Genomic DNA, 24,824 nt, shown 5'->3' with positions numbered 1-24,824 from the left:
AGCTCTATGATGATCGCACCTCCTCTTTGAAGAGCGACCGTAATCCTTCCAGATTTTTTACAGAATATTTAGCCCCTCTAACCCTCAGCAAACGCTAACTTGTTAATTGTTAGAACGTTTTCTTTGCCTCTTAAAAAATTGTAGGAATCGAACTTCAAACACCGGGAAGAAATCCTACGATAACTTTCCGCCACGAATCCCGACCAGTTCTTGAACCCGCAAAAAAATAAGTGATACAACACTCATGCGCGGAAAGCGCACTCAAACCAACTCTGAAGGAGTACTAACCATGGGACGTCGTCGTTCTGAAATCAACACGCTGCAGATCCCTCGCGTGATGAACTACACATTCATCGAATCCGAGATTGACTTCCTCAACCTCCTGTAAGCGATAAGCCAGAAGGGGCTACCCCTTCTGGCACTACCAAGGAGTCATAGATGATTACCGAGCGCGAGCTGAACATAGACGAAGCCTACGATCGCCTGACCAGGCTGCATCAGCACTTGGGACTTAATTCAAGAACAACATTAGCAAGAACCAACAAACTGGTCGCCACCTGCCACTTGTACGACAGCGCCTACAAAGAGGTCTCTTGCGGAGCAGGAAAGGGCGAGTACTGCGAACTTGGAGCGCTTGCCGAAAGCCTGGAGCATTACTTCGTCGACGATATAACTTCTACCATCATCGACAGCGACCAAATATTGAAGTCGATAGAACCATTTGACGACTGGTTGCTCAACTCACTACCGCCTGGTTGCCAGGTACCTTATCTCAGACTTCAAGGCCTGGACAGCTACGACGAAATAAAAATACCTGCAATAATAATAGCACCATCAACCAGAAACATTGATGACATAGAAAAAACGGCAGCGGGCTTTCTTTCCAAATATGCCACCAACTCTGGCACAGCTCTTGGTTGCACAGAGAACGAGGCTCTGCTACACGCCATTAATGAAGCGATCGAACGCCACGCCCTCTCGGTTTACTACCTGTCACTCTGCGGACTGGCCTCACCGCCAGAACTCTACCGCCCCTCTACTTCATTCTTGGAAGAGACCTTCGCTCATGATGCCGAGCTTCTTCGTCACGCAAAGAAACTGAAAATATTCTTGACCCACGATTTCTATGAGGTGCCATTTTGCATCGCTGTTTCTCCCGATAAAACAGAAGGCTCACTCAGTAGCGTAGGCTCCGGTAGTTCACTCGACCCATACACTGCAATGTATCGTGCCGTAACCGAGCACCTTCAGTGCAAACAACTTTATGGCCCAAGAGAAAAACAAGAAGACCTCTCTGCTGAAAAAATGCTTGCCCACTCAGCCCGGCTGGCTTCACTTATAAATCCCTGCCCCACGTACGCCGTGCCCACGTTTCACCCTCCGCACACCGAGCTCAGCGTGCGCGGGCAAATCAAGCGCATACACATCAATCTGAAAAAACAAAATAAGGCCGTATTTTATCGCACACTTTATGAACACCCGAATCTCGCCACGGTTCTGCAGGTTTTCATACCCGGACTGGAGCGATTCCACCTGATCAGATCAGGTATTCCAGTCGCGCCGCAGAGCGCATTCAAAGGCATTAGGGAATGACATGCATATCTATCGAGGAATCATCGCCGCCTTGAGCGCGACATTGGTCCTGAAAGTCGCGACCGTCGTACCCGCCCTGATACTGGCCGACATCATTGACAACATATCCAGCTCAGCCGCGCCTACCCAGCTTCTACTCGGAGCCTTCATATGCCTTATCGCATTACAAGCCTCAATGACCCCTTTGCAAGCCTGGTGTCTTGCACGGCTCTGCCAGGATCGCGTGAAACAGCTCTCCATCCGCTGGTGCCGAGCGTTGTTGGACAAACGCTTCGAGGCCTATGGACAACTCCATGGCGGAACACTGGTAAAGGTGCTGGATAGGGGAATTACGGCACAGGAGCGCTGGCTAGGCTTTCTGATTGGTTCAGCTTGGCCGGTACTAGCTGAAGCTACAGTGCTGATTACGCTCTTCGCATATCTGGGGGCTACCTCGGTATTGATCGGTCTCATCCCCTTGAGCCTGGCGTATCTATGGGCAAATGATCGACTGGTGCGCTGGCGCCGACCACATATAGAGGCAGTGAACTCGCGAGAGGATGAACTGGCGGAACAATGGGTGGATACCTTCGCGAGCGCGGCGACGGTCAAACTGGAAAAGGCGGAGCATGCGGCGATGCTCCCGGTCAACCATACACTCTCGGCCTATGCCGACTCAGCGGTGAGGGTAGCCCACAGCGGGGGCTGGGTTCAGGGCTTGCGCACTTTGTTCATTGGCCTGGGCAGTGGCGGTCTGCTCATGTGGGGCATCCAGGATCAGGCTCTGACAACACCGCAATTGAGCTTGGGCGAACTCGTTGCTCTTTTCACCTTGGTGAGCGGATTGCTGGCAGGGGTTGCGCAACTGGCTGAGGCCTGGCGACTACTAGACCAGTTCAGGCTCGACAAACAAAAACTTGAACACTGGCTCCGACTCCCGCCGTTCGGTCCGACATGCTCTGCTGAGTCGAAATCACATGATAATAACGCAGGGCTGCGCATCGCCCCGTGCCTGCTAAGCGCTCGGAACAGTGTGCAACTGCAAATCGAAGAACCCTTGGTGCTGCACAAAGGAGAACGGGTCGCGCTGATAGGGTCCAGCGGGTGCGGCAAATCGACGCTTCTGCATGCGCTGGCTGGAACGGTATTCCAGTTGCGCGAGCATGTTCAATTGTACGGCAGGTGCCTGGCTGAGCTCGATGCTTGCGCGCAGTTCAGTCGCTTAAGACTCTGCCCTCAGGATGCGCACTTTCTACCCGGCCCACTGCCCCGTGCAGTACTGTTCGAGCATGATCATGATCGCGCTCAAATCGAACGATGGCTTGAGCGGCTGGGCTTGGATAAAGACTGGTACGAACTTGACCTGGATGCACGCGCAGAATCCATTTCGGGCGGCGAAGCACGAAGGCTGACGCTGCTACGCGTTCTCAATCAGCCAGGCGAATTCAATTTCTTTGACGAACCCACAGCTGGGCTCGATGCCGGATCGGCCGAGCGTACCTGGGATCTGTTGTTCGAAGCGTTCCAAGGGAGAGGGCTGATTTGCGTGACGCATGATCAAAGCGCGCTGTCACGATTTGACCGAGTGATCACACTGAGCGAGGGGCGGATAGTTAGCCAGGTGCAAGCGAAAATTGCTCAGAACCCTGAGCTAGCCGGCGCGTCGCACACCTTGCGGGACCGGCTTTAGCCCCGAACAACGGCGCAGCCGGTGCGACCCGCCGCACTGAATTCTTCACGGCTGAAGCCGCTTCGAACGGGCCTTGCAAACTCAGTGAGTTATGCGCAACTGCATGAAAGCAGATTTATTCGTCGTCGTCGAAGTTGTACATGCCCGGTGCGAGGTTCTCGAAGCGGGTGTACTTACCGATGAACGCCAGGCGGACGAAGCCGATGGGGCCGTTACGCTGCTTGCCGATGATGATTTCGGCAACGCCTTTGTGCTCGGTCTCCGGGTGGTACACCTCATCCCGGTACACGAACATGATCACGTCGGCGTCCTGCTCGATTGCACCCGATTCACGCAAGTCGGAGTTCACCGGGCGTTTGTTCGGGCGCTGTTCCAGGGAGCGGTTGAGCTGCGAAAGGGCGATGACCGGGCAGTTGAATTCCTTGGCCAAGGCCTTTAGCGAGCGGGAAATCTCGGAAATTTCGTTGGTCCGGTTGTCACCGGCCGAGCCCGGGATCTGCATCAGCTGCAGGTAGTCGACCATGATCATGGCGATCTCGCCGTGCTCACGCGCCAGGCGGCGGGTACGCGCCCGCATCTCCGAGGGGCTGATGCCGGCGGTATCGTCGATGAACAGCTTGCGGTCGTTGAGTAAGTTGACCGCCGACGTCAGGCGCGGCCAGTCGTCATCGTCCAACTGACCGGAACGCACCTTGGTCTGGTCGATGCGGCCAAGGGACGAGAGCATACGCATGATCAGCGACTCACCTGGCATCTCGAGGGAGAACACCAACACCGCCTTGTCGGTACGCAACACGGCATTTTCCACGAGATTCATGGCGAAGGTGGTCTTACCCATCGACGGACGGCCGGCCACGATGACCAAGTCGGCAGCCTGCAGGCCGCTGGTTTTCGCGTCCAGGTCGGTGAACCCGGTGGAAACACCGGTAATGTCGCTGTCGGAGTTGAACAGCGTGTCGATTCGGTCGATAGCCAGGGTCAACAGTTCGTTGACGCCCACCGGGCCGCCGGTCTTGGGCCGGGCCTCGGCAATCTGGAAGATCTGCCGTTCGGCATCATCGAGGATTTCGGCGGCATTGCGCCCTTGCGGGTTGAAGGCGTTGTCGGCGATGTCGGTACTGATGCTGATCAGCTGGCGCAACGTTGCCCGCTCGCGAATGATCGCGGCGTAGGCCTTGATGTTGGCAACCGACGGGGTGTTCTTGGCAAGCTCTGCCAGGTACGCCAACCCGCCAACCTGGGTCGACAAGCCTTCCTTGTCCAGTTGCTCGTGCAGGGTGACGACGTCGAACGGCTGGTTGGCGTCGGCCAGCTTGTGCACGGCACGGAAGATCAGGCGGTGGTCATGCCGATAGAAATCGCCATCCGAAACCTGATCCAGCACCCGCTCCCAGGCGTTATTGTCCAGCATCAGGCCACCGAGCACGGCCTGTTCGGCCTCGATGGAATGCGGCGGCACCTTGAGGGCAGCGGTTTGCAGGTCTAGCTGTTCGGGATTGGTGATCTCGTTCATGGCCACGAAAGAATTCTGGAGGATGAAAAAGACAAAGGGCACGGCCTGTTCAGAGACAGGACGTGCCCGATGTTAACCGGGCAGCCCGCGAGGAGCTACCCAGTCAGCGCAGCTTAGGCAGCTACGACGACCACACGTACGGTGGCTTCAACGTCGCTGTGCAGGTGCACGGCTACGTCGTATTCGCCAACCTGACGGATGGTGCCGTTCGGCAGACGAACTTCAGCCTTGGCCACTTCAACGCCGGAGGCGGTCAGGGCGTCAGCGATGTCGTGGGTGCCGATCGAACCGAACAGCTTGCCTTCGTCGCCAGCGGTGGCAGTGATGGTCACTTCCAGCTCGGCCAGTTGGGCAGCGCGGCTTTCAGCCGACGATTTACGGTCAGCAGCTGCTTTTTCCAGCTCGGCGCGACGCTCTTCGAACGCAGCCAGGTTGGCGGCGTTGGCAACGGTGGCCTTGCCGAATGGCAGCAGGAAGTTACGGCCGTAACCAGCCTTAACCTTAACTTTGTCGCCCAGGTTGCCCAGGTTAGCGACTTTTTCCAGCAGGATCAGTTCCATTTGGTAAAACCTCTTAACTTTTAACCTTCACCGTTCGCGGAGTCATTCCCCTCAGGGGACTTGCGACCGCGAAAATCAATCAGGCTGTCGACAATGGCCAGAACCACGAGCAACGGATAAATCAGCTGCAGTATCAGCGGCAGTGTCACGTACATGCCGACCAGCCAGAAACCGGCCAGCCGACCCTGTGCCACCAGCCCATGCATCAAGGCGATGCCGGCCAGGACGAGCACCAGGCTGGACGCGGAAGCCAGGACGATGAACTGCGGGCCGATGAACGGACCCAACACCATCGCGGCAACCAGAGCCAGCATGACTGCCCGCGGCAACTTCAGGGCGCGAAACTCGCGACCGAAGCCTCCAGGGTTGTACAACGCTGCTTGCCAATAACGCGCCAGCATCAAAGCCAGCACGCTGAACAACTGCAGCATCACCGCTGTGGAAGCGACCAGCACAGGGCCGATCAGCTCACCGGGAATGACTGGCTTGCCTTCGATTTGCGGCAACGCTTCGGAAAGCGCCTTGGCCAACACTTCGAAGGTTTCGCGCAGTACCGCGTCCAGGATGAGGCTGTAGACCAACCCCAACACAACACTGGACAACAACACCCGGCTCCAGGAATGCCCGGCACGCAACAAGGCGGCCAGCCCCAGTGTTCCCAACAGCACCAGCAAGGTGCTTGGATCACCGAAGGCCCAAATGGCCACCGCCGGCAAAAGGCCGAAAGCGATGACCGTTGAAGCGTCCTTGAACCCGCGCCGCAGCAGCACAAGGCTCCCGGCAGCGGCACTCAACCAGAACAGCAGCGGTAATACCGCACTCACGACCACCACCAAGGTGGCCTGCACACGACCGCGCATGATGAAATCAGCCAACGCTCGCATGCTTATCCCTTACTACTTGTCGACAACCCGGTCTCAGCGGCCGTGGCTGTCGGTGTAGGGCAGCAGGGCCAGGAAGCGGGCGCGCTTGATAGCGGTAGCCAGCTGACGCTGATAACGAGCTTTGGTACCGGTGATACGGCTTGGAACGATTTTGCCGGTTTCGGATACGTAAGCTTTCAGGGTGTTGAGATCTTTGAAGTCGATCTCTTTCACGTCTTCAGCAGTGAAGCGGCAGAATTTACGACGACGGAAGAAACGTGCCATGTAATAGGCTCCTCAAAAGGTCCGTGGATTACTCGTCAGCGTTATCGCTGGAGTCGCTGTCATTGCTGTCGTCGCCGTCGGCGGAGTCAGCATGCTCAGGACGCTCACGACGCTCACGGCGCTCGCTGCGGTTCTCTTCGGCCTTCAGCATCTCGGACTGACCGGTTACGGCTTCGTCGCGACGGATGACGAGGTTACGGATCACGGCATCGTTGTAGCGGAAGTTGTCTTCCAGCTCGGCCAGGGCCTTGCCGGTGCACTCAACGTTCAGCATCACGTAGTGAGCCTTGTGAACATTGTTGATTGCGTAGGCCAGTTGACGACGACCCCAGTCTTCCAGGCGGTGGATCTTGCCACCATCTTCTTCGATCAGCTTGGTGTAACGCTCAACCATGCCGCCGACTTGCTCGCTCTGGTCCGGGTGAACCAGGAAGATGATTTCGTAATGACGCATGAATGCTCCTTACGGGTTAGTAGTCTGCCAGCGTATCTGGTCAGACAAGGAGTGAATGACACTGTATGTCTTGCCATGGAGGGGAGGCACATGTGCGCCTGCCAGCTCGGCAAGGGGCGCAATTGTAGAGAAGGCGGTGCACACAAGCAAGGTGATTGGCGATTATTTGAACAGCCGGAAACACTTTACCTTGGGCGAGCCCTACCGCCAGCTCGCCGGCTTGCAGCGAAGCACCACAGCCATTGAACCTGGCGTGGTGCTTTTGGGAGCCGGCTTACCGGCGATAGGGCCGCTACAGTGTCGACAGATCAGCGCTTGGCCTGGCGCTGGCGCACTGCCTCGAACAGGCAGACGCCCGTAGCCACTGAAACGTTCAGACTGCTGACGCTGCCCGACATTGGCAACTTGACCAGGAAATCGCAGTGTTCACGGGTCAGCCGGCGCATGCCCTTGCCTTCCGCGCCCATGATCATCACCAACGGGCCGGTCAGGTCCTGCTGATAGATCTCCTGCTCGGCCTCACCGGCCGTACCCACCACCCACAGGCCACGCTGCTGAAGCTTCTCCAGGGTACGCGCCAGGTTGGTCACCGCCACCAGCGGAATTACTTCCGCTGCGCCGCAGGCCACCTTGCGCACCACCGGTGTCAGCGTCGCCGATTTATCCTTGGGCACCACCACTGCCGTAGCCCCGGCAGCATCGGCGGTGCGCAGGCAGGCGCCGAGGTTGTGCGGGTCAGTGACGCCGTCCAGTACCAGGATCAGCGGTGGCGTTTCGGTGCGCTCAAGCAACTCCTCGAGCATCAATTCGCCCCACACCTGGCTTGGGCTGACCTCGGCAACAACGCCCTGGTGCACGCCCTCGACCCAGGCATCGAGCTCACGGCGCTCGGCCTGGCCAACCTGCACACGGTTTTCTGCGGCCAGCGCCAGCAACGCCTGGATGCGTGGCTCGCTGCGCCCTTCCGACAGCCAGATCTGCTTGACCCGCTTCGGATGGTGCTGCAGCAGCGCCTGCACGGCATGCACACCGTAGATTTTTTCCAGCTGACTCATGACTTGTTCTTGCTCTTACGTGGCGCGCCGGATTTCGGCGGGCCTTTACGGTGCTTGGTGGGCTTGCCGGAGGGCTTGCCGCCTTTGTCCGATTTGCTGCCGGCGTTGCCACCAGTGCGCGCGTCGGTCATCAGCGCCTTCTTCATTTCGCGACTTTTGCGCACTTCAGCATTACGCTGCACGGCATCTTTCGGGAAGTAAGCCTCGGCGGTCTCGCTCTTGCGGCTGCGCGGTTTCGGTGTGGCCTTGGCCTCCACCACTGGCTGCTGCTCGGCCTTTTCTGCAGCCGGTGCGGCGCCACGGCCCTTGCGCCCTATCGGCGCAGCGAGCTGCTGATCGGACACTTCGAAGTCGATCTTGCGCTCGTCTAGGTCAACGCGCATGACCTTGACCTCGATGGTGTCGCCCAGACGGAAGCTACGCCCGGTGCGCTCACCCGACAAGCGGTGATGCACGGGGTCGAAGTGGTAGTAGTCACCCGGCAGCGCACTGACATGCACCAGGCCTTCGACGTAGATATCGGTCAGCTCGACAAACAGCCCAAAACCGGTGACCGCAGTGATCACACCCGGGAAGGTCTCGCCCACACGGTCCTTCATGAACTCGCACTTGAGCCAGTTGACAACGTCACGGGTGGCTTCGTCGGCGCGGCGCTCGGTCATGGAGCACTGCTCGCCGAGCTGGTCGAGGGTGTTCACGTCGTACGGATAGATACGCGCTTTGGGAATGCTCATGGCGCCGGCACGCTTGACGTGCGGAGTATCGACCTTGGAACGGATGATGCTGCGGATGGCGCGGTGCACCAGCAGGTCCGGGTAACGACGGATCGGCGAGGTAAAGTGCGTGTACGCCTCGTAGTTCAAACCGAAGTGGCCGTTGTTGTCGGTGCTGTATACCGCCTGGCTCAGCGAACGCAGCATCACCGTCTGGATCAGGTGGAAGTCCGGGCGCCCGGCAATGCTTGCAAGCAGTGCCTGGTAGTCCTTGGGCGAAGGGTCCTTGCCTTTGTGCAGGCTAAGGCCCAGCTCGCCGAGGAAGGCACGCAGCTTTTCAAGGCGCTCCGGTGGCGGGCCATCGTGCACGCGGTACAGCGCCGGCACGCCATGCTTGTTGAGGAACTCGGCCGTGGCGACGTTGGCCGCCAGCATGCATTCCTCGATCAGCTTGTGGGCATCGTTGCGCACGGTCGGGCGGATTTCCGCGATCTTGCGCTCTTCACCGAAGATGATGCGGGTTTCCTGGGTTTCGAAGTCGATGGCGCCGCGGGCGTGACGGGCATCGAGCAGCACCTTGTACAGGTTGTACAGGTTCTTCAGGTCCGGCAGGACCTCCTGGTACTCCTCGCGCAGCGCCTTGCCCTCGCGGGTACGGGCATGCTCGAGCATGCTGCTGACCTTGTTGTAGGTCAGGCGGGCATGGGAGTGGATCACCCCTTCGTAGAACTGGTAGTCGACCATCTGGCCGGCCTTGTTCATGGTCATTTCGCAGACCATGGCCAGGCGATCGACGTGCGGGTTCAGCGAGCACAGGCCGTTGGACAGCTCCTCGGGGAGCATCGGGACAACACGCTCGGGGAAGTACACCGAGTTGCCACGCTGCTGCGCCTCGACATCCAGGGCAGAGCCCAGACGCACGTAGCTGGACACGTCGGCGATGGCCACATAGAGGCGCCAGCCACCAGAGAACAGCCGCAGCTTGCCAAGCGGCTCACAATAAACAGCGTCGTCGAAGTCGCGGGCATCTTCGCCGTCGATGGTGACGAAGGGCAAGTGGCGCAGGTCGATACGCTTTTCCTTGTCCTTCTCTTCGACATCGGAGCGGAACTTGCGCGCTTCCTTGATCACGTCCTGGGGCCAGACGTGCGGGATGTCATAGCTGCGCAGGGCAACATCGATTTCCATGCCCGGCGCCATGTAGTTGCCGATCACTTCGACCACATCGCCTTGTGGCTGGAACCGCGGGGTTGGCCAGTGGGTGATCTTGATCTCGACGAACTGGCCGATCTTGGCGCCACCGTTACGACCCGCGGTCACCAGCACTTCCTGCTGGATCTTCGGGTTGTCCGGCGTCACGTAACCGATGCCGCCTTCTTCGAAGTAGCGGCCGACCACACTTTCGTGGCCGCGGGAAATGACTTCTACCAGCACACCTTCACGGCGGCCACGGCGGTCGAGCCCCGAGACACGCGCCAAGGCACGGTCGCCATCGAATACCAGGCGCATTTGCGACGGGCTGAGGAACAGGTCGTCGCTGCCATCGTCAGGGATAAGGAAGCCGAAACCGTCGCGGTGGCCGGAGATACGGCCGCAGATCAGGTCCAGTTTGTCTACCGGGGCATATGTGCCGCGCCGGGTATAGATAAGCTGGCCGTCACGCTCCATGGCGCGCAGACGACGGCGCAAAGCTTCGATCTGGTCTTCTTCGTAAAGACCGAACTCGGCCGCCAGCTCCTCGCGCGCGGCCGGTTCGCCACGGTCGGCAAGGCGCTGCAGGATCAGCTCACGGCTGGGGATAGGGTTGTCGTATTTTTCCGCTTCGCGAGCGGCCTCGGGATCGAGGGATTGCCAATCGGCCATCAGAAGGGGTTCACCTTGGGGTATATAGATATGAATTCTGGCATAGGCCTATTGAAACCGGAAATGTCGGGCTTGGACAGCCCCAGCAGCATGTCCGCAGTGCGGCAATAGGCGTGTGGAATCAACAAGTTGAATTTTTTGAAATTTTTTTTGATCAAGGGCTTTACAGCCCCTGGGAGCGTCCGTATAGTGCGCACCACAACGACGGACAACCCCGAAGTTGTAGTAGAGATGAACGGCGCTGTAAAGCATCTTTTTATCTCGAATGTGTGCCCAGGTGGCGGAATTGGTAGACGCGCTGGTTTCAGGTATCAGTGACCGCAAGGTCGTGGAAGTTCGAGTCTTCTCCTGGGCACCAAGTATTTCAAGTAACAGATGACCAAGGATCTGTTACTACTGTGTGAAAGCGAACGATAGTCGCCTTCATCAGACGATGTAAAGCTTTGCCCAGGTGGCGGAATTGGTAGACGCGCTGGTTTCAGGTATCAGTGACTTAACGGTCGTGGAAGTTCGAGTCTTCTCCTGGGCACCATTCAAAAAACCCACTAGCTTGCTAGTGGGTTTTTTCTTGCCTGCGATTTTTGTGTCACCCTCCCCTGCATGGCCAGCCATCCGACGATGGGCTAACCATGAATTTCTCGTCACACGGCCACTTGAGAAACGATTTCGTTTACCATTGTTTCCAAATATGTAGCCGTAAGCGAGGAAGTACCCGCATGACGATCCGTCCGCAACCGCTGATGCGCACCCTGGCCGCCGCTGTCCTTAGCCTGGTGATGGGCGCTCCGGCCGCCATGGCAGACGACCCGGTCACTCTGACCATGTACAACGGTCAACACAAGGAAATCGGCGAAGCCATCGCCAAGGCCTACGAGGCCAAGACCGGCATCCATATCAATATCCGCAAAGGCAGCAGCAATCAGCTGGCCAGCCAGATCATCGAGGAAGGCGACCGCTCGCCGGCCGACATCATCTACACCGAAGAATCGCCACCACTGAACAACCTGGGCGAACTGGGCTTGCTGGCGAAGATCGATGACGCCACGCTGAACATGCTGCCCAAGGAATACGTTGCCGCCAACGGCTCCTGGATGGGCGTGACCGCCCGCACCCGCGTGGTGGTGTTCAACCCGAAGAAGATCGATGAGAAAGACTTGCCGCAATCGGTAATGGATTTCGCCAACCCCGAGTGGGACGGCAAGGTCGGTTTCGTACCGACCAGCGGTGCATTCCAGGAACAGGCCGTGGCCATCCTCAAGATGCACGGGCGTGACGCTGCCGAAGAGTGGCTGACCGGCCTGAAAGCCTTCGGCAAGACCTACACCAACAACATGGTCGCACTCAAGGCCGTGGAAAAAGGCGAAGTCGCCGCCGTGCTGGTGAACAACTACTACTGGTACGCCCTGGAGCGCGAGCGCGGCAAGCTCGATTCGAAGCTGTATTACCTGGCAGACGGCGATGCCGGCGGCCTGGTGACCATCTCCGGCGCCGCAGCGGTCAAGGCCAGCAAGCACCCGAAAGAAGCGCAGGCCCTGCTCAACTGGATGGCCAGCGAAGAAGGTCAGCGTGTGATCACCCAGACCACCGCGGAATACCCGCTGCACAAAGGCATGGTCTCCGACCGTGGCCTGAAGCCGTTCGAAGACCTGCGCCCGCCGAAAATCTCGCCGGCCGACCTGGGCAATGCCGAGGAAGCGCTGGAGCTTGAACGCGAGGTCGGCCTGCTCTGATGACCGCCGCCCTGTCCGAGCCGGTGCCGGTACGCTTCGTACCGCGCCGCAAGCGCCCCTCCATCTGGGTGGTGCTGCCTGTACTGTTTCTGGTGGCGATGAGCTTGCTGCCATTGCTGTACGTCGCGATGAAAGCCTGGGAAGCCGGCTGGCGAGAAGCCTTGCACCTGCTCTGGCGCCCGTTCGTCTGGGGCCTGATGCGCAACACCCTGATGCTGATGGTCGGGGTGACGCTGGCGTGCATGGTGGTTGGCCTGGCGCTGGCGTGGCTGCTCGAACGCAGCAACCTGCCGGGCCGTCGGCTGTGGGGCGTAGTGCTATGCCTGCCATTCGCCGTACCTTCGTTCGTCAGCAGCTTTACCTGGGTGTCGCTGAGCTCGGACTTCGAGGGGCTGGGCGGAGCTATCCTGGTCATGGCCCTGTCCAAGTACCCGCTGATATTCCTGCCGGTGGCCGCCACCCTGCGCAACCTCGACACTTCGCTTGAGGAGTCGGCGCGTACGCTGGGCTGCAGCCGCTGGGGCGTTTTCACCAAGGTCACCCTGCCGCTGCTGTGGCCGTCGATGCTCGGCGGCGCATTGCTGATCGCCCTGCACATGCTGGTGGAGTTTGGCGCGTTGTCGATCCTGGGCCTACAGACCTTCACCACGGCGATCTACCAACAGTTCGAGCTGGAGTTCAGCAACGCCAACGCCGCCATGCTCTCGGCGGTACTGCTGGCACTGTGCCTGGTGATGCTCTGGCTGGAACTGAAGGTGCGCGGCAAGGCCCGCCACGTACGCATCGGTCAGGGCGTGGCACGCCGCGCGCAGCCGGTACGCCTGGGTAGCTGGGCGCCGCTGGCGCAGCTGTTCTGCCTGGGCCTGGCGATACTGGGCAGCGGTATTCCGCTGGCCATGCTCGGTTACTGGCTGAGCGTGGGGTCTTCGGCCGCTTTCCCGGTGGCGGAGATTTCTAAGGCGCTGCTGACCTCCCTGTCGGTGTCACTGGGCGGCGCCGGTTTCTGCGTGCTGCTGGCGTTGCCGGTGAGCTTCCTGGTGGTGCGCTACAAAGGCCGCCTGGCGATCTGGGCCGAGCGTCTGCCGTACCTGCTGCATGCCCTGCCCGGCCTGGTGATCGCCCTGACGCTGGTAGTGTTTTCCCTGCACTACGTGCCGGCGCTGTACCAGACTACTGCATTGCTGCTGCTGGCCTATGCGCTGTTGTTCTTGCCTTTGGCGCAGGCCCCTGTGCGCACCGCGTTGAACAAGGCATCGCCAACCCTGGAAGAAGCGGCCCGCACCCTGGGTGCCAGCAGTTTCGCGGCGTTCTGCCGGGTGACCTTGCCGATCATCTTCCCGGCATTGGCGGCCGCCTTCGCACTGGTGTTCCTCGATGCCATGAAGGAGCTGACTGCCACCCTGCTGCTCAGCCCGACGGACATGACCACCTTGGCCACCGAGGTCTGGGCGCATACCGCCAACGTCGAGTTCGCAGCGGCGGCGCCTTATGCGGCGTTGTTGATTGTGGTTTCGGGGTTGCCGGTGTATCTGCTGACTACGCGGATGTATTTGAACAAGGCCTAAGAATTTGCCCAGGCTGCCATGCGGCCTGGGCTAGCGTTACACGAATCGATCTAAAGTAATAAAAAACGGAACCCCACAAGAGCGCTTAATAGCACAAATAGTAATAAGTGCAATCCAACCAGCACACGCTTTAGTCGACGAGGAAAGCCTCTTACTTCATCCAAGTCAACGAGCCCTCTGCGCGCATACATCTTTGGCATCATCAGTATCATGGAAATCGAACCTGTACGCATGAGCTTTCCAACTAAACCGGCACTGGAAAAAACCCTTCTATAATCACGAACAATACGACTATTTGGCATCATTGCCTCGAACGATTCGACGTAATAATGCGCCACATAAACAATAGCCAGCATGCTAAATATCATAGGCCCCATGATCAACAGCCCAATCAACCCAGGATGAATAGAAGTCACCTTAGAGCCCCTTCATAAATCATCTCCCCAATAACTTCACCTGTTTTGCCACCTACTTCACCACCTAACATACCGCCTGTAACTCCCCCAGCAACTGCACAAGCAAGGGCACCTGCGCCCCCTGTCGGCACCCCTAGAATAACGCTGCAAATCATGCCACCCATAAAACCTCCGGCATAACTACCAGCGCTAGCTCCACTTACCGCCCCTATTAGAGTTGAAGATTCAACATATTTTGCTTTCCTGCAGTCTTCTTCACGCCCCAATGTGCACGCTTTATGAATTGACAAGCTCGTGGCGGCCACATCCAATGCAATACCAATATACGTACCTTTCTTGATAAAACTCGCCGCCTTGCTCACCCCTGTAATTTTATCAGCGTATTTAGAGATTTCGCCGGAACTCAAATAGCTCTTGGTAGAAATCTCCAGCATCCGCTTAATAGACCCTTGCTTGCGCAGCCCTGAACCAAAAGCAGCCAATTTATTAAGCTGATCTTCCAGCCTCATGAAAAGCGCTGTGCGCTTGGCATAAAATTCATCACGAGCCCTAATCGTTCCAGCACCCAAATACTCACGATGCAAAAGTTCTATTTGCCCCAAAGTACCTTTGATCCCCTCCAGATGCTTGGCCCAGCCATCACTGATTGCACCAGCCCCCATGGAAGCATGCGCCAGCAAACTCTGAAGCATTTCGAAGTTTTCCAAGAGGTACCCATCGACACCTCCACCGTTGAACTCAATATCGCGGTGAATACTGGCCGCCTTGCCCATCAGAAATGCTTCATGGCTCGTACAGGAAGGCGTACCAGGATCGCCGACAATCACAAGCTCGCCGGCGAAAACCACGCTATTCACAATATGCGCATTCAACACATCAAATTTGGCCCGCTGATTGGCCGACATCGGCGTATCGGCCTTCAGCGACTCATATGACTGCGCATGCGAATTGATGAAGCTGCGTGCCTCGGACATGGTCGCACCTCACGCATACTTCTTGTTGTTGATACGGTCCCATCCACCCGTCACGTTTCCACCGGCACTGCCGTCGAGGCGCTTCTGCCGCGTGTAGGTGGTTTTGATCCGCCCGTAGTTGAGCTGTACGACCTCCATCGGCACACCGGAACTGGCGCTCTGGGCGTAGTCAGCGATGATCACTTCTTCGAGCACGACTTCGTAGTACTTGAGCTTGTCGGTACCGGCGCGACACACCACCAGCTTCACTTCCTTCAGGTGCTGGCCCGCACAACTGGCTTCAAGAAGCTTGCAGCTGGCACTGCCCAGGTATTTGGTGAAGGTGAAATTGGTGAGGGTGGTGCGCCCTGAAGATGCGCCACCCGCAGAACTTGCGGTGGCAGACGTGCTTTGGCTGGCACCGAATTTGTAGCCGACTATTTCGATCCAGTTGGCGTATTGCTGGTCCAGCGCTTCGCCAGTGATTTCCGCGATGTGGATATAGGCGTCGAAAGCCATGTGTACCTCTCCCTGGTAACGATTGGCCTGAAAACGACGGTGTTCGGACAGCGTCGATCTGGAGTTGCTCCTCAAGAGGCGAAGCAGAGCATGCCGCCAGGCTTGAGGCCCAATTGACACTAGCCGTACCTAACTGCAGACGCAATAGAACGCAGACGTTGGAGGTCAAATTAGGAAATAGCCTACAAATTTGACGATAAAGGCGCTTGATCGGGCTGAACGATATTTAGTGGTGATGAGAGGAACGTATCAGGGCGCAGGTGCTCGCCTCGACATCTCCAGCGTTTATGAAACCTAGCGCCGCGCGGGCGGCGCTCGGTCCCAAAGGCGCACAAATAAACCAAAGGCGAACAACCTGAACCCACCTCGACTCAAGCCCTGAACTGCCCCAGGCTCGCCCGCAGCTGCGCCGCCAAGTCATCCAGCACCTTGCTGCTTGCTGTGGTCTGCATCACCACTTCTGCCGAACGCTCTGCCTGGGCATGAATATTCTCGACCCGCCCACGCACCGCCTGAGCGCCATGTGCCTGCTGTTCCGCCGCCCGAGTCGCCAGGCCGATGGCCGCATGCACCTGCTCCACCGCCGCCTGCACCGACTGCTGCCGGCGCTCGTTATCGCGCAGCACCCGCAGGCCTTCGCTGGCCTTCAGGCCGGCCTGGCCGATGGTTGTCACGGCCTCCTTGGCGCCCTTCTGCAGCGCCGCGATATGCGCCTGGATGTCGCCGGTAGAGCTTTGCGTCTTGCTCGCCAATGCCCTCACCTCATCGGCCACCACCGCAAACCCGCGCCCGGTCTCACCGGCCCGCGCGGCTTCAATGGCTGCGTTGAGCGCAAGCAGGTTGGTCTGCTCGGCGATACCGTGGATCACGGTCAGCACCACTTCGATCTGCTCGCTCTGCTTGGCCAGCCGTTCGATCACCTGCGAGCCGGTTTCGACCTGGCCAGCCAGGTTCTCGATCATGCCGGCCAGTTGCGTCGAAGCGCGGCTGTTCTCATCGGTCGCCTGGCGGATGTCGACCACCTGCTGCAGCGCCGCCTGCATGGCCTGGCTTTCCGCCTGAGCCTCATCAGCCATGCTCGACAGGTCGCGCAGGCTGGCGGCCACTTCGTCGCGTTGCAGCGCTGCGGCAGCATCGGCGCCTGCATTGCGCTGCGTCATGCTGCCGATCTCGATACCAGTACGCTGTGCCACTTCGCCCGCCTCGCGGACAATCGGCTGCAACTTGTCGACGAAGCGATTGACCGCCGAGGCCATGTCGCCAATCTCGTCGCGACTGTCGAGGTTGACGCGCTTGGTCAGGTCACCTTCGCCGGCAGCCAAATCGTTGAGCGCGATAATCAGCAGGCGCAGCTTGCTGAGCACGCGACGGCCCAGCACCAGGGCCACTACCAGCAGCACGCCAACCCCCACCACCACAAGGCCCAGGCCTATGCGCCAACGCAGCTCTGCCGCAGCGCCGCGCACGGTTTGTGCGGTATTGGCCTGCATCGCCGTAGCACTGCCCTGTGCGGTTTCCAGGCGCTCGCGCAAGGCCTTGCCGCTGTCGGCTGCGGCTGCACCGAGGCTGTCGCCCACCAATTGTTCACCGCTGGTGATCAAGGCAGCGAAGCGCTGGTCCAAGGCTTTGAGTTCCTGATCGACACCGGCAGTGGATACCCCCATTAGCACCTTGCCGATTTCCGCGCCGTTGGGGCTGATCGAGGCCTCGACGAAATACACCGAAGGGTCGCGGCGAGCGGCATCCAGTACCTTGTCCAATGCCCGTTCACCCTGGCCCTTTTCCATCAAGGCCTGGTTGATCGGGTTCTGCCGGTTCAGGTAGCGGGTCAAGTGCTGACCCTGGGCGTCGTCATAGATCACGAACAGTACGTTGGGGTTGCGCTGGGCCCGACGTGCGAAATCGGACAGCACTGGCACGTCGTTGTCCCAGATAGCCCGCGGGGCGACCGATGCCAGCAGTTGGGCCATGTCGTTGGCCGAGTCCTTGAGGTTCTTTTCCAGCGTGGTGCGCAGTTGCTGCTGCTCGCTTTGCAGCCGCTCGGACAGCCCGGCGCTAAGGCGCTGTCGCGTACTGCTGGAGAGGCTGTCCAGACCGGCGCGTACGTCCTGCCCAGCTTGCTCAAGGTCGCTGGCGAGCTTACGGCTATCGCTGCCCAGGCGCTCGCCCAGGTCGGCTTCAAGGGCGGTGACAGTGCTTCGGGTCAGCGCAACGGCAACCACTACCTGCACCAAAAGAGCGATACCAAGGGCAACAAACACAGGCCGCAAGAGGCGGCTTCGTAACAGTGAGAGGATGGCAGACACGGTGAAACCCTCGTGCTTTCTGGCGCCACTATTTTGATGGCATCTACAGAAACTTCTTACAGCAAGGGTTGTGCCGGACACAGCAGGGATAAACGCCAAGGTTAAGCAGTGCCATTGTCAGCATCGAGCAGATGCAAAAACGCCGCGCTCCCTTTCAAGAGCGCGGCGTCAGATCAGCCAGGTGGCAGATCAGGCGAACGGATGACGCAGCACGATGGTCTCGTTGCGGTCCGGGCCGGTGGAGATGATATCGATCGGTGCGCCGGTCAGCTCCTCGATGCGCTTGATGTAAGCGCGGGCAGCCGCTGGCAGCTCTTCCAGGGTCTTGGCACCCAGGGTCGACTCGCTCCAGCCTGGCATCTCTTCATACACCGGCTCCAGGCCGATGTAGCTGTCAGCGTCGGACGGTGCGTCGATGACCGCGCCGTTCTCGTTCTTGTAGCCGACACAGATGTTGATGGTTTCCAGGCCGTCCAGTACATCCAGCTTGGTCAGGCAGATGCCCGAGATGCTGTTGACGTCGATGGCGCGACGCAGAATGACGGCATCGAACCAACCGCAACGACGGGCACGGCCGGTGGTCGAACCGAACTCGTGGCCACGCTTGGCCAGGGTGGCGCCCGTCTCGTCGAACAGTTCGGTCGGGAACGGACCGGAACCGACGCGAGTGGTGTAGGCCTTGGTGATGCCGAGGATGTAGTCCAGGTACATCGGGCCAACGCCAGAACCGGTGGAGATACCGCCAGCAGTGGTGTTGGAGCTGGTGACGTACGGGTAGGTACCGTGGTCGATGTCCAGCAGCGAGCCCTGGGCACCTTCGAACATGATGTCCTTGCCAGCGCGACGCAGGTTGTGCAGCTCGGCGGTGACATCGAGCATCATTGGCTTGAGCTGCTCGGCGTAAGCCATGCACTCGTCCAGAGTCTGCTGGAAGTCGATGGCCGGCTCTTTGTAGTAGTTCACCAGCTGGAAGTTGTGATAATCCAGCAGCTCACCCAGCTTGGCGGCGAAACGCTCACGGTGGAACAGGTCGCCAACGCGCAGGCCGCGACGGGCAACCTTGTCTTCGTAGGCTGGGCCGATACCACGGCCGGTGGTGCCGATCTTGGCTTCGCCACGGGCTTTCTCGCGGGCCTGGTCCAGGGCCACGTGGTACGACAGGATCAGCGGAGCAGCCGGGCTGATGCGCAGGCGCTCGCGCACTGGTACGCCCTTCTCTTCCAGCTTGGTGATTTCACGCATCAGGGCATCGGGCGCAACGACCACGCCGTTGCCAATCAGGCACTGCACGCCTTCGCGCAGGATGCCGGACGGGATCAGGTGCAAAACGGTTTTTTCACCGTTGATCACCAGCGTGTGGCCCGCGTTGTGGCCACCCTGGTAGCGCACTACGGCGGCAGCATGTTCGGTCAGCAGATCGACGATCTTGCCTTTGCCCTCATCACCCCACTGGGTGCCCAGGACGACGACATTCTTACCCATTACATTGGTCCTCATTCACGCAAACTTGGTTGCCGGCCTACTGCCGACGCAGAAACTCAATGGGTCAGCGGCAGAACCTGCCAGCGCCCGTCTTGCTGAATCAATTGCCGATCACAATCCGCCTCGAGAGCAGCACTCAACGGCTGGCCAGGCAGAGCCTGGACCACACGCTGGCCCTCGTTGCGCAACTGGCAGACCTGCTGCCAGAGGGCCGCGTCACCGCTGTCGGGCATCCAGATGCCGCCAGCTGGCAATACGACCTCCGCTCGCCCCAGTGTGACCAGGGTCTTCAAATCCGTGGAGAAACCGGTGGCCGGGCGTGCCCGACCGAAATCGGCGCCGATGTCGTCGTAGCGCCCGCCCTGGGCGATCGATTGACCTTCGCCAGGCACGAACACGGCGAACACCACACCGGTGTGGTAGTTGTAGCCACGCAACTCGCCAAGGTCGAAGTACAGCGGCAGCTCCGGATAGCGCGACGCCAGGCGATCAGCGATCGCCAACAGGTCGTCAAGCGCCGCCAGCACGCTGGCCGGGGCACGACCCAGGCGCACACGGGCTTCGGCCAGCACTTCGCGGCCACCGCACAGCTCGACCAGAGCGCGCAGCATGTTGCCCAGGTCCTTCGGCAAGTCGGCAGTCAGTGCCTGCACTTCATCGACCGACTTGCGCTGCAGGGCATCGAACAGCTGCTGTTCGACTGCGCCGGACAAGCCGGCGGCGCGCGCCAGGCCACGGTAGATGCCGACATGGCCGAGGTCCATGTGCACATCCGCGACGTCGGTCAGCTGCAGCGTGGCGAGCATCAGGCTGATGACTTCGACATCACTGGTAGGGCTGGCATCGCCGTACAGCTCGGCACCCAGCTGGATCGGGCTGCGCGAAGTGGACAGCGCACGCGGTTGGGCGTGCAGCACACTGCCGGCATAGCACAGGCGGCTCGGGCCTTCGCGGCGCAGGGTGTGGGCGTCGATGCGCGCCACCTGCGGGGTAAAGTCGGCACGGAAGCCCATCAGGCGACCGGACTGCGGGTCCACCACCTTGAAGGTGCGCTGATCCAGGTCCTGGCCGGCGCCGGTAAGCAGCGACTCCAGGTACTCGATATGCGGGGTGACGACCAGTTCGTAGCCCCAACTCTGGAACAGGTCCAACACCTGACGACGCGCGATCTCGATACGCGCAGCCTCAGGTGGCAGTACTTCCTCGATGCCATCTGGCAGTAGCCAGCGGTCTACCGTTGCCATTACGCCATTTCCCCTCTGGTCCGGGCGGCTTGCCTGCAGGCGAGCCGTCAGTGAAGCAGGCATTGGCGCACAGCAGCAGGCAGCACTGATCCCAGCGCCGCCACCGTACCCAATACCCTCGAATTGCCTTGCGAACTGACCAAACCGTCAACTGGCGCTTTGCCAATCAACCTTGCAGACGCAAAAAAGCCGGGAAATTTCCCGGCTGCCTCATCATACACCCCTTTTTAATCAGGATGCACCCCGCCTGGTGTTTTAGCTGCCAGGCGGGGCATTTCCCGATCAGAGCATCAGGGCCTGCTCTTGTCCAGGAAGCGGAAGAACTCGTTCTTCGGATCCAGGACCAGGACATCGCTCTTGCTGGAGAAGCTCTCGCGGTATGCCTGAAGGCTACGGTAGAACGCATAGAACTCAGCGTCCTGGGTGTAAGCCTTGGCATAGATGGCGGCCGACTGGGCATCACCATCACCGCGGGTTTCTTCCGCTTCACGATAGGCTTCGGCCAGCAGTACGCGGCGCTGACGGTCGGCATCCGCACGGATACCCTCTGCCAGCTCGTTACCCTTGGCACGATGCTCGCGGGCTTCGCGCTCACGCTCGGTGCTCATACGGTCGAACACACTGCGGTTGACTTCCTTCGGCAGGTCGATGGCCTTGACGCGCACATCCACCACCTCGATACCCAGCTCCTTACTGGCCATGCGATTCAGTGATGCCGTGATGTCAGCCATCAGCGCGTCACGTTCACCGGAAACCACTTCGTGCAGGGTACGCTTACCGAACTGGTCACGCAGGCCGCTTTCCAGGCGACGAGACAGACGTTCATCGGCGATCTGCTTGAGGCCGGAAGTCGCGGTATAGAAACGCTCGGCATCCTGAACGCGCCACTTGGCGTAGGCGTCGACCATCACCGCTTTTTTCTCCAGGGTCAGGAACCGCTGGGTCGGGGCGTCGAGGGTCATCAGGCGGGCGTCGAACCTGCGCACCTGGTTCACATAAGGAATCTTCACATGCAGGCCAGGCTGGACATCCGCCTGGACCACACGGCCGAATTGCAGCAGTACCGCACGTTCGGTCTGGGCCACGATGTAGAAGCTGTTCCAGGCCACGACGGCCAGCACCACAGCTGCGATCAGGGCGATCAGCGATTTATTGCTCATCAGCGGCTCTCCCTAGTGCGCATCTGCTGCTGTTGCTGTTGCAGGTCCTGCGCCGCACGTGCGGCAGCATCATTGGCCGACGGCGACACACTGGCAGCCGGCGCGGACGTGTTGCGGCCGCCTTCGACCATCTTGTCCAGCGGCAGGTAGAGCAGGTTGTTCTGCCCGTCTTTGGTTGCCACCATGACCTTGCTGGTATTGCTGTAAACCTTTTGCATGGTCTCCAGATACAGACGCTGACGGGTCACATCCGGTGCCTTACGGTACTCGGCGAGCAGCTTGGTGAAGCGGTCCGCCTCACCCTTGGCGCGGGCGATGACTTCGTCGCGGTAACCGTTGGCGTCCTCGATGATGCGCTGGGCCTGACCACGGGCTTCCGGCACCACGCCATTGGCGTAGGATTCGGCCTGGTTACGGGCACGCTGCTCGTCTTCGCGGGCACGGATCACGTCGTCGAAGGCTTCCTGCACTTCACGCGGGGCTGCCGCGCTCTGTACGTTGACCTGGGTAACCGTGATACCGGTACGGTAGTTGTCGAGGAAGCGCTGCAGGCGTTCGCGGATATCCACGGCCATCTGCTCACGACCCTCGGTCAACACCTGGTCCATCGAGGTGGAACCCACCACGTGGCGCAGGGCGCTTTCGGTGGCATGCTGCAGGCTGACCTCGGGCTGGTCGACGTTGAGCACGAAGTCCTGCAGGTTGGTGATCTTGTACTGGACGGTCAGTGGCACCTCGACGATGTTCTCGTCTTCGGTGAGCATCTGGCCCTGCTTGGTATAGGCACGCTCACGCGTGACGTTTTCCATGTACTTGCGATCGATCGGCGGGAAGTAGATGTTCAGGCCGGGACCGACCGTTTCATAGTACTTGCCGAAGCGCAGCACAACGGCCTGCTCCTGCTCGTCGACCACGTACACGGCGCTGTACAGCCAGATGGCAGCCAGTACCGCCAGGCCGATGCCCAGCAGGCCGTAGCCACCGCCCTTGCCGACATTGCGGTCACCGCCGCCACGTTTCTTGCCGCTGCCGAACATGCCGTTAAGGCTGTCCTGCAGTTTGCGGAAGGCCTCGTCCAGATCCGGCGGGCCTTTTTTATCGCCACCACCGCCACCACCACCGCGGCGGCCGCCCCAGGGATCCTGATTGTTCGAGTTGCCACCCGGCTCGTTCCAAGCCATAGCGCTCTCCATCTGATAAAGCAAAGACGCGCCCACGGCGCGCCGTCCAATGCTACAGAATGCCTGCCACTGCTGCCCGACGACCTCGGCGGGCATTTATTGCAAAGTGTGTTGCTCGACAAACACTTGCGGCTCCATGCCTTCGCGGCTGACCAGGCGATTCAACTCGACCCTGGGCAATCGCACACTCAGCAGGCTGCGCCCTTCTTCGTCATGCTCTTCACTCTGCACCGCACCCAAGTCAAAGAATTGCGCGCGCAAGCGGGCAAAACGCTGCTCCAGGCACAGGGTACCGACAAAAAGATCATCCCCCAGCAACTCGGCAATGGCCTGACCAACCAACTCCAGGCCACGGCCATCTCGAGCCGATACCCAGACCCGCTCCGGCTTGCCATCGGCATTGCGCTGGATCTGCGGCTCGACATCTTCAAGCAGGTCGAGTTTGTTATAGACCTCGAGGATCGGCAAGCCTTCGGCACCGATCTCGCCCAATACTGCCAGCACCTGCTCGATCTGCTCCATGCGCTCAGGCTCATGGGCGTCGATCACATGCAGCAGCAGGTCGGAGTTGCTCGACTCTTCGAGCGTAGCCCGAAATGCCTCGACCAGCTTGTGCGGAAGGTGGCGAATGAAGCCAACGGTGTCAGCCAGCACGATAGGCCCAAGGTCGTCGAGCTGGAGCCGGCGCAGGGTCGGGTCGAGGGTGGCGAACAATTGGTCGGCGGCGTACACGTCGGATTCGGTCAGCGCGTTGAACAACGTGGACTTGCCAGCGTTGGTGTAACCCACCAGCGATACCGACGGGATATCCGCGCGGCGACGACCTCGGCGAGCCTGCTCACGTTGGCTGCGGACTTTTTCCAGGCGCGACTTGATCTGCCGCAGGCGCACCCGCAACAGGCGCCGGTCGGTTTCCAGCTGGGTTTCACCCGGGCCGCGCATACCGATACCACCCTTCTGACGCTCGAGGTGGGTCCAGCCGCGCACCAGCCGCGTGCTCATGTGCTCGAGCTGGGCCAGTTCGACCTGCAGCTTGCCTTCATGGGTACGCGCCCGTTGGGCGAAGATGTCGAGAATCAGCCCGGTACGATCAAGCACGCGACACTCGAAGACTCGTTCGAGGTTGCGCTCCTGACTGGGCGTGAGGGTGTGATTGAAAATCACCAGGTCAACCTGTTCGGCTTTGACCAGGTCGCGCAATTCCTCGACCTTGCCGCTGCCAATCAGGTATTTGGCGGTAGGCTGATGCCTTGCCACTGTGACCAGCGAGACGATGTCGGCTCCGGCCGACAATGCCAGTTCCTGAAACTCCTGCGGGTCTTCGCGCGCCTCAGGGTTCTGACCTTCCAAGTGAACGAGCAGCGCCCGCTCACCACCACCGTGGCGCTCAAAGAACAATGCAGGCTCCTATCAGGCGTTGCCTGGTTCGCTGTCGCCGTGTTCGGAATCGGACGGGCTTGGCAGGCGAACCGGACGGGCTGGAACCACGGTCGAAATCGCGTGCTTGTAGACCATCTGGCTGACGGTGTTCTTCAGCAGCACCACGAACTGGTCGAACGATTCGATCGAGCCCTGCAGCTTGATCCCGTTGACCAGATAGATCGAAACCGGGACCTTTTCTTTTCTCAAGGTGTTCAAGTAAGGGTCTTGTAGCGAATGCCCTTTTGACATATGCCGCACTCCTGTAAGGATAAATAGTA

At 59.7% G+C, this 24,824-nt stretch carries 22 protein-coding genes, 2 tRNA genes and 1 pseudogene; 7 read left to right on the top strand and 18 right to left on the bottom strand.

Features of this window, described 5'->3' with window-relative positions:
* Positions 1-289 precede the first annotated feature (289 nt).
* From EGJ09_RS19440 to EGJ09_RS19430, 3 genes are read left to right on the top strand one after another with little or no spacing between them, the layout of a single operon-like run.
* Complete coding sequence (locus EGJ09_RS19440; RefSeq protein ID WP_115273771.1) at positions 290-388, top strand: alginate O-acetyltransferase; 99 nt, start codon at positions 290-292, stop codon at positions 386-388.
* 50 nt (positions 389-438) lie between these two features.
* On the top strand, positions 439-1,593 hold the full coding sequence (locus EGJ09_RS19435; RefSeq protein WP_125924573.1) for a YcaO-like family protein: 1,155 nt from the start codon (positions 439-441) through the stop codon (positions 1,591-1,593).
* Position 1,594: 1 nt separating this feature from the next.
* Positions 1,595-3,262, top strand: a complete 1,668-nt coding sequence (locus tag EGJ09_RS19430) for an ATP-binding cassette domain-containing protein (protein WP_125924572.1) — start codon at positions 1,595-1,597, stop codon at positions 3,260-3,262.
* 115 nt (positions 3,263-3,377) lie between these two features.
* Here EGJ09_RS19430 and dnaB read toward each other — a convergent pair whose 3' ends face one another.
* The 7 genes from dnaB to rnr all read right to left on the bottom strand — a co-directional run bounded on the left by dnaB (position 3,378) and on the right by rnr (position 10,568).
* Positions 3,378-4,775 (bottom strand): replicative DNA helicase, encoded by a 1,398-nt coding sequence (gene dnaB, locus EGJ09_RS19425; RefSeq protein WP_046787808.1) that lies wholly within the window; start codon positions 4,773-4,775, stop codon positions 3,378-3,380.
* A 113-nt stretch (positions 4,776-4,888) separates the two neighbouring features.
* Positions 4,889-5,335 carry a 50S ribosomal protein L9 gene (gene rplI, locus EGJ09_RS19420; protein WP_012316464.1) on the bottom strand — a complete coding sequence of 149 codons (447 nt, stop codon included), beginning with the start codon at positions 5,333-5,335 and terminating at the stop codon, positions 4,889-4,891.
* Positions 5,336-5,355: 20 nt separating this feature from the next.
* Complete coding sequence (locus EGJ09_RS19415) at positions 5,356-6,219, bottom strand: hypothetical protein (protein WP_046787807.1); 864 nt, start codon at positions 6,217-6,219, stop codon at positions 5,356-5,358.
* 33 nt (positions 6,220-6,252) lie between these two features.
* Positions 6,253-6,483, bottom strand: a complete 231-nt coding sequence (gene rpsR, locus EGJ09_RS19410; protein ID WP_003249563.1) for a 30S ribosomal protein S18 — start codon at positions 6,481-6,483, stop codon at positions 6,253-6,255.
* A gap of 28 nt (positions 6,484-6,511) precedes the next feature.
* The gene (gene rpsF, locus EGJ09_RS19405) at positions 6,512-6,937 is read right to left on the bottom strand and encodes a 30S ribosomal protein S6 (protein ID WP_029612766.1); all 426 of its coding nucleotides are present in this window, start codon (positions 6,935-6,937) and stop codon (positions 6,512-6,514) included.
* 308 nt (positions 6,938-7,245) lie between these two features.
* A complete protein-coding gene (gene rlmB, locus EGJ09_RS19400) occupies positions 7,246-7,992 on the bottom strand; it encodes a 23S rRNA (guanosine(2251)-2'-O)-methyltransferase RlmB (protein ID WP_012316466.1) in 747 nt (248 codons plus the stop codon).
* Positions 7,989-10,568 (bottom strand): ribonuclease R, encoded by a 2,580-nt coding sequence (rnr, locus tag EGJ09_RS19395; protein ID WP_115273767.1) that lies wholly within the window; start codon positions 10,566-10,568, stop codon positions 7,989-7,991. Before rnr ends, rlmB begins: the two co-directional genes overlap by 4 nt.
* A gap of 271 nt (positions 10,569-10,839) precedes the next feature.
* Between rnr and EGJ09_RS19390 the strand changes: the two genes are divergently transcribed.
* From EGJ09_RS19390 to EGJ09_RS19375, 4 genes are all read left to right on the top strand, one after another.
* Positions 10,840-10,926: transfer RNA gene (locus tag EGJ09_RS19390), tRNA-Leu, on the top strand.
* 87 nt (positions 10,927-11,013) lie between these two features.
* Positions 11,014-11,100: transfer RNA gene (locus EGJ09_RS19385), tRNA-Leu, on the top strand.
* Between the two features lie 184 nt (positions 11,101-11,284).
* The gene (locus tag EGJ09_RS19380; protein ID WP_012316468.1) at positions 11,285-12,298 is read left to right on the top strand and encodes an extracellular solute-binding protein; all 1,014 of its coding nucleotides are present in this window, start codon (positions 11,285-11,287) and stop codon (positions 12,296-12,298) included.
* Positions 12,298-13,863 (top strand): iron ABC transporter permease, encoded by a 1,566-nt coding sequence (locus EGJ09_RS19375; protein ID WP_125924571.1) that lies wholly within the window; start codon positions 12,298-12,300, stop codon positions 13,861-13,863. Before EGJ09_RS19380 ends, EGJ09_RS19375 begins: the two co-directional genes overlap by 1 nt.
* Positions 13,864-13,913: 50 nt before the next feature.
* Here the strand turns inward: EGJ09_RS19375 and EGJ09_RS19370 are convergent, their stop codons facing one another.
* From EGJ09_RS19370 to hfq, 11 genes and pseudogenes are all read right to left on the bottom strand, one after another.
* Positions 13,914-14,279: a hypothetical protein gene (locus EGJ09_RS19370; protein WP_125924570.1), complete on the bottom strand. Its 366-nt coding sequence runs from the start codon at positions 14,277-14,279 to the stop codon at positions 13,914-13,916.
* Positions 14,276-15,253, bottom strand: coding sequence for a hypothetical protein (locus tag EGJ09_RS19365; RefSeq protein WP_119687844.1), 978 nt, complete (start codon positions 15,251-15,253; stop codon positions 14,276-14,278). The genes EGJ09_RS19370 and EGJ09_RS19365 overlap by 4 nt, the downstream gene beginning before the upstream one ends.
* 9 nt (positions 15,254-15,262) lie before the next feature.
* Positions 15,263-15,751: a type VI secretion system tube protein Hcp gene (locus EGJ09_RS19360; RefSeq protein ID WP_125924569.1), complete on the bottom strand. Its 489-nt coding sequence runs from the start codon at positions 15,749-15,751 to the stop codon at positions 15,263-15,265.
* Positions 15,752-16,122: 371 nt separating this feature from the next.
* The gene (locus EGJ09_RS27060; RefSeq protein WP_371316840.1) at positions 16,123-16,827 is read right to left on the bottom strand and encodes a methyl-accepting chemotaxis protein; all 705 of its coding nucleotides are present in this window, start codon (positions 16,825-16,827) and stop codon (positions 16,123-16,125) included.
* Positions 16,828-17,028: 201 nt separating this feature from the next.
* A pseudogene (locus tag EGJ09_RS27055) lies at positions 17,029-17,241 on the bottom strand (methyl-accepting chemotaxis protein); the annotation flags it as partial.
* A gap of 1,005 nt (positions 17,242-18,246) precedes the next feature.
* Positions 18,247-19,539: an adenylosuccinate synthase gene (locus EGJ09_RS19350; RefSeq protein WP_012316474.1), complete on the bottom strand. Its 1,293-nt coding sequence runs from the start codon at positions 19,537-19,539 to the stop codon at positions 18,247-18,249.
* Between the two features lie 56 nt (positions 19,540-19,595).
* Positions 19,596-20,783 carry an ATP phosphoribosyltransferase regulatory subunit gene (locus tag EGJ09_RS19345; protein WP_012316475.1) on the bottom strand — a complete coding sequence of 396 codons (1,188 nt, stop codon included), beginning with the start codon at positions 20,781-20,783 and terminating at the stop codon, positions 19,596-19,598.
* A 290-nt stretch (positions 20,784-21,073) separates the two neighbouring features.
* The gene (gene hflC, locus EGJ09_RS19340; RefSeq protein WP_046788095.1) at positions 21,074-21,943 is read right to left on the bottom strand and encodes a protease modulator HflC; all 870 of its coding nucleotides are present in this window, start codon (positions 21,941-21,943) and stop codon (positions 21,074-21,076) included.
* Positions 21,943-23,124 carry an FtsH protease activity modulator HflK gene (hflK, locus tag EGJ09_RS19335; protein ID WP_046788096.1) on the bottom strand — a complete coding sequence of 394 codons (1,182 nt, stop codon included), beginning with the start codon at positions 23,122-23,124 and terminating at the stop codon, positions 21,943-21,945. The genes hflC and hflK overlap by 1 nt, the downstream gene beginning before the upstream one ends.
* A 96-nt stretch (positions 23,125-23,220) precedes the next feature.
* On the bottom strand, positions 23,221-24,522 hold the full coding sequence (gene hflX / locus EGJ09_RS19330; RefSeq protein WP_012316478.1) for a ribosome rescue GTPase HflX: 1,302 nt from the start codon (positions 24,520-24,522) through the stop codon (positions 23,221-23,223).
* Positions 24,523-24,534: 12 nt separating this feature from the next.
* Positions 24,535-24,795: an RNA chaperone Hfq gene (gene hfq, locus EGJ09_RS19325; protein WP_003258160.1), complete on the bottom strand. Its 261-nt coding sequence runs from the start codon at positions 24,793-24,795 to the stop codon at positions 24,535-24,537.
* Positions 24,796-24,824: the final 29 nt, after the last annotated feature.

The sequence above is a fragment of the Pseudomonas sp. p106 genome, assembly GCF_003936645.1.
GTDB lineage: Bacteria > Pseudomonadota > Gammaproteobacteria > Pseudomonadales > Pseudomonadaceae > Aquipseudomonas > Aquipseudomonas putida_E.
This window is presented reverse-complemented; position numbering and strand designations above follow the sequence as displayed.

What these genes read in the sequence shown, in the direction of transcription:
- EGJ09_RS19360 (WP_125924569.1), bottom strand. Translation starts at nt 15,751, where the DNA reads ATGGCTTTCGACGCCTATATCCACATCGCGGAAATCACTGGCGAAGCG.
- rlmB (WP_012316466.1), bottom strand. Translation starts at nt 7,992, where the DNA reads ATGAGTCAGCTGGAAAAAATCTACGGTGTGCATGCCGTGCAGGCGCTG.
- EGJ09_RS19430 (WP_125924572.1), top strand. Translation starts at nt 1,595, where the DNA reads ATGCATATCTATCGAGGAATCATCGCCGCCTTGAGCGCGACATTGGTC.
- dnaB (WP_046787808.1), bottom strand. Translation starts at nt 4,775, where the DNA reads ATGAACGAGATCACCAATCCCGAACAGCTAGACCTGCAAACCGCTGCC.
- rnr (WP_115273767.1), bottom strand. Translation starts at nt 10,568, where the DNA reads ATGGCCGATTGGCAATCCCTCGATCCCGAGGCCGCTCGCGAAGCGGAA.
- EGJ09_RS19365 (WP_119687844.1), bottom strand. Translation starts at nt 15,253, where the DNA reads ATGTCCGAGGCACGCAGCTTCATCAATTCGCATGCGCAGTCATATGAG.
- hflC (WP_046788095.1), bottom strand. Translation starts at nt 21,943, where the DNA reads ATGAGCAATAAATCGCTGATCGCCCTGATCGCAGCTGTGGTGCTGGCC.
- hfq (WP_003258160.1), bottom strand. Translation starts at nt 24,795, where the DNA reads ATGTCAAAAGGGCATTCGCTACAAGACCCTTACTTGAACACCTTGAGA.
- EGJ09_RS19345 (WP_012316475.1), bottom strand. Translation starts at nt 20,783, where the DNA reads ATGGCAACGGTAGACCGCTGGCTACTGCCAGATGGCATCGAGGAAGTA.
- EGJ09_RS19350 (WP_012316474.1), bottom strand. Translation starts at nt 19,539, where the DNA reads ATGGGTAAGAATGTCGTCGTCCTGGGCACCCAGTGGGGTGATGAGGGC.
- EGJ09_RS19375 (WP_125924571.1), top strand. Translation starts at nt 12,298, where the DNA reads ATGACCGCCGCCCTGTCCGAGCCGGTGCCGGTACGCTTCGTACCGCGC.
- rpsR (WP_003249563.1), bottom strand. Translation starts at nt 6,483, where the DNA reads ATGGCACGTTTCTTCCGTCGTCGTAAATTCTGCCGCTTCACTGCTGAA.
- rplI (WP_012316464.1), bottom strand. Translation starts at nt 5,335, where the DNA reads ATGGAACTGATCCTGCTGGAAAAAGTCGCTAACCTGGGCAACCTGGGC.
- EGJ09_RS19380 (WP_012316468.1), top strand. Translation starts at nt 11,285, where the DNA reads ATGACGATCCGTCCGCAACCGCTGATGCGCACCCTGGCCGCCGCTGTC.
- hflK (WP_046788096.1), bottom strand. Translation starts at nt 23,124, where the DNA reads ATGGCTTGGAACGAGCCGGGTGGCAACTCGAACAATCAGGATCCCTGG.
- EGJ09_RS27060 (WP_371316840.1), bottom strand. Translation starts at nt 16,827, where the DNA reads ATGGCTGATGAGGCTCAGGCGGAAAGCCAGGCCATGCAGGCGGCGCTG.
- EGJ09_RS19435 (WP_125924573.1), top strand. Translation starts at nt 439, where the DNA reads ATGATTACCGAGCGCGAGCTGAACATAGACGAAGCCTACGATCGCCTG.
- EGJ09_RS19440 (WP_115273771.1), top strand. Translation starts at nt 290, where the DNA reads ATGGGACGTCGTCGTTCTGAAATCAACACGCTGCAGATCCCTCGCGTG.
- rpsF (WP_029612766.1), bottom strand. Translation starts at nt 6,937, where the DNA reads ATGCGTCATTACGAAATCATCTTCCTGGTTCACCCGGACCAGAGCGAG.
- EGJ09_RS19415 (WP_046787807.1), bottom strand. Translation starts at nt 6,219, where the DNA reads ATGCGAGCGTTGGCTGATTTCATCATGCGCGGTCGTGTGCAGGCCACC.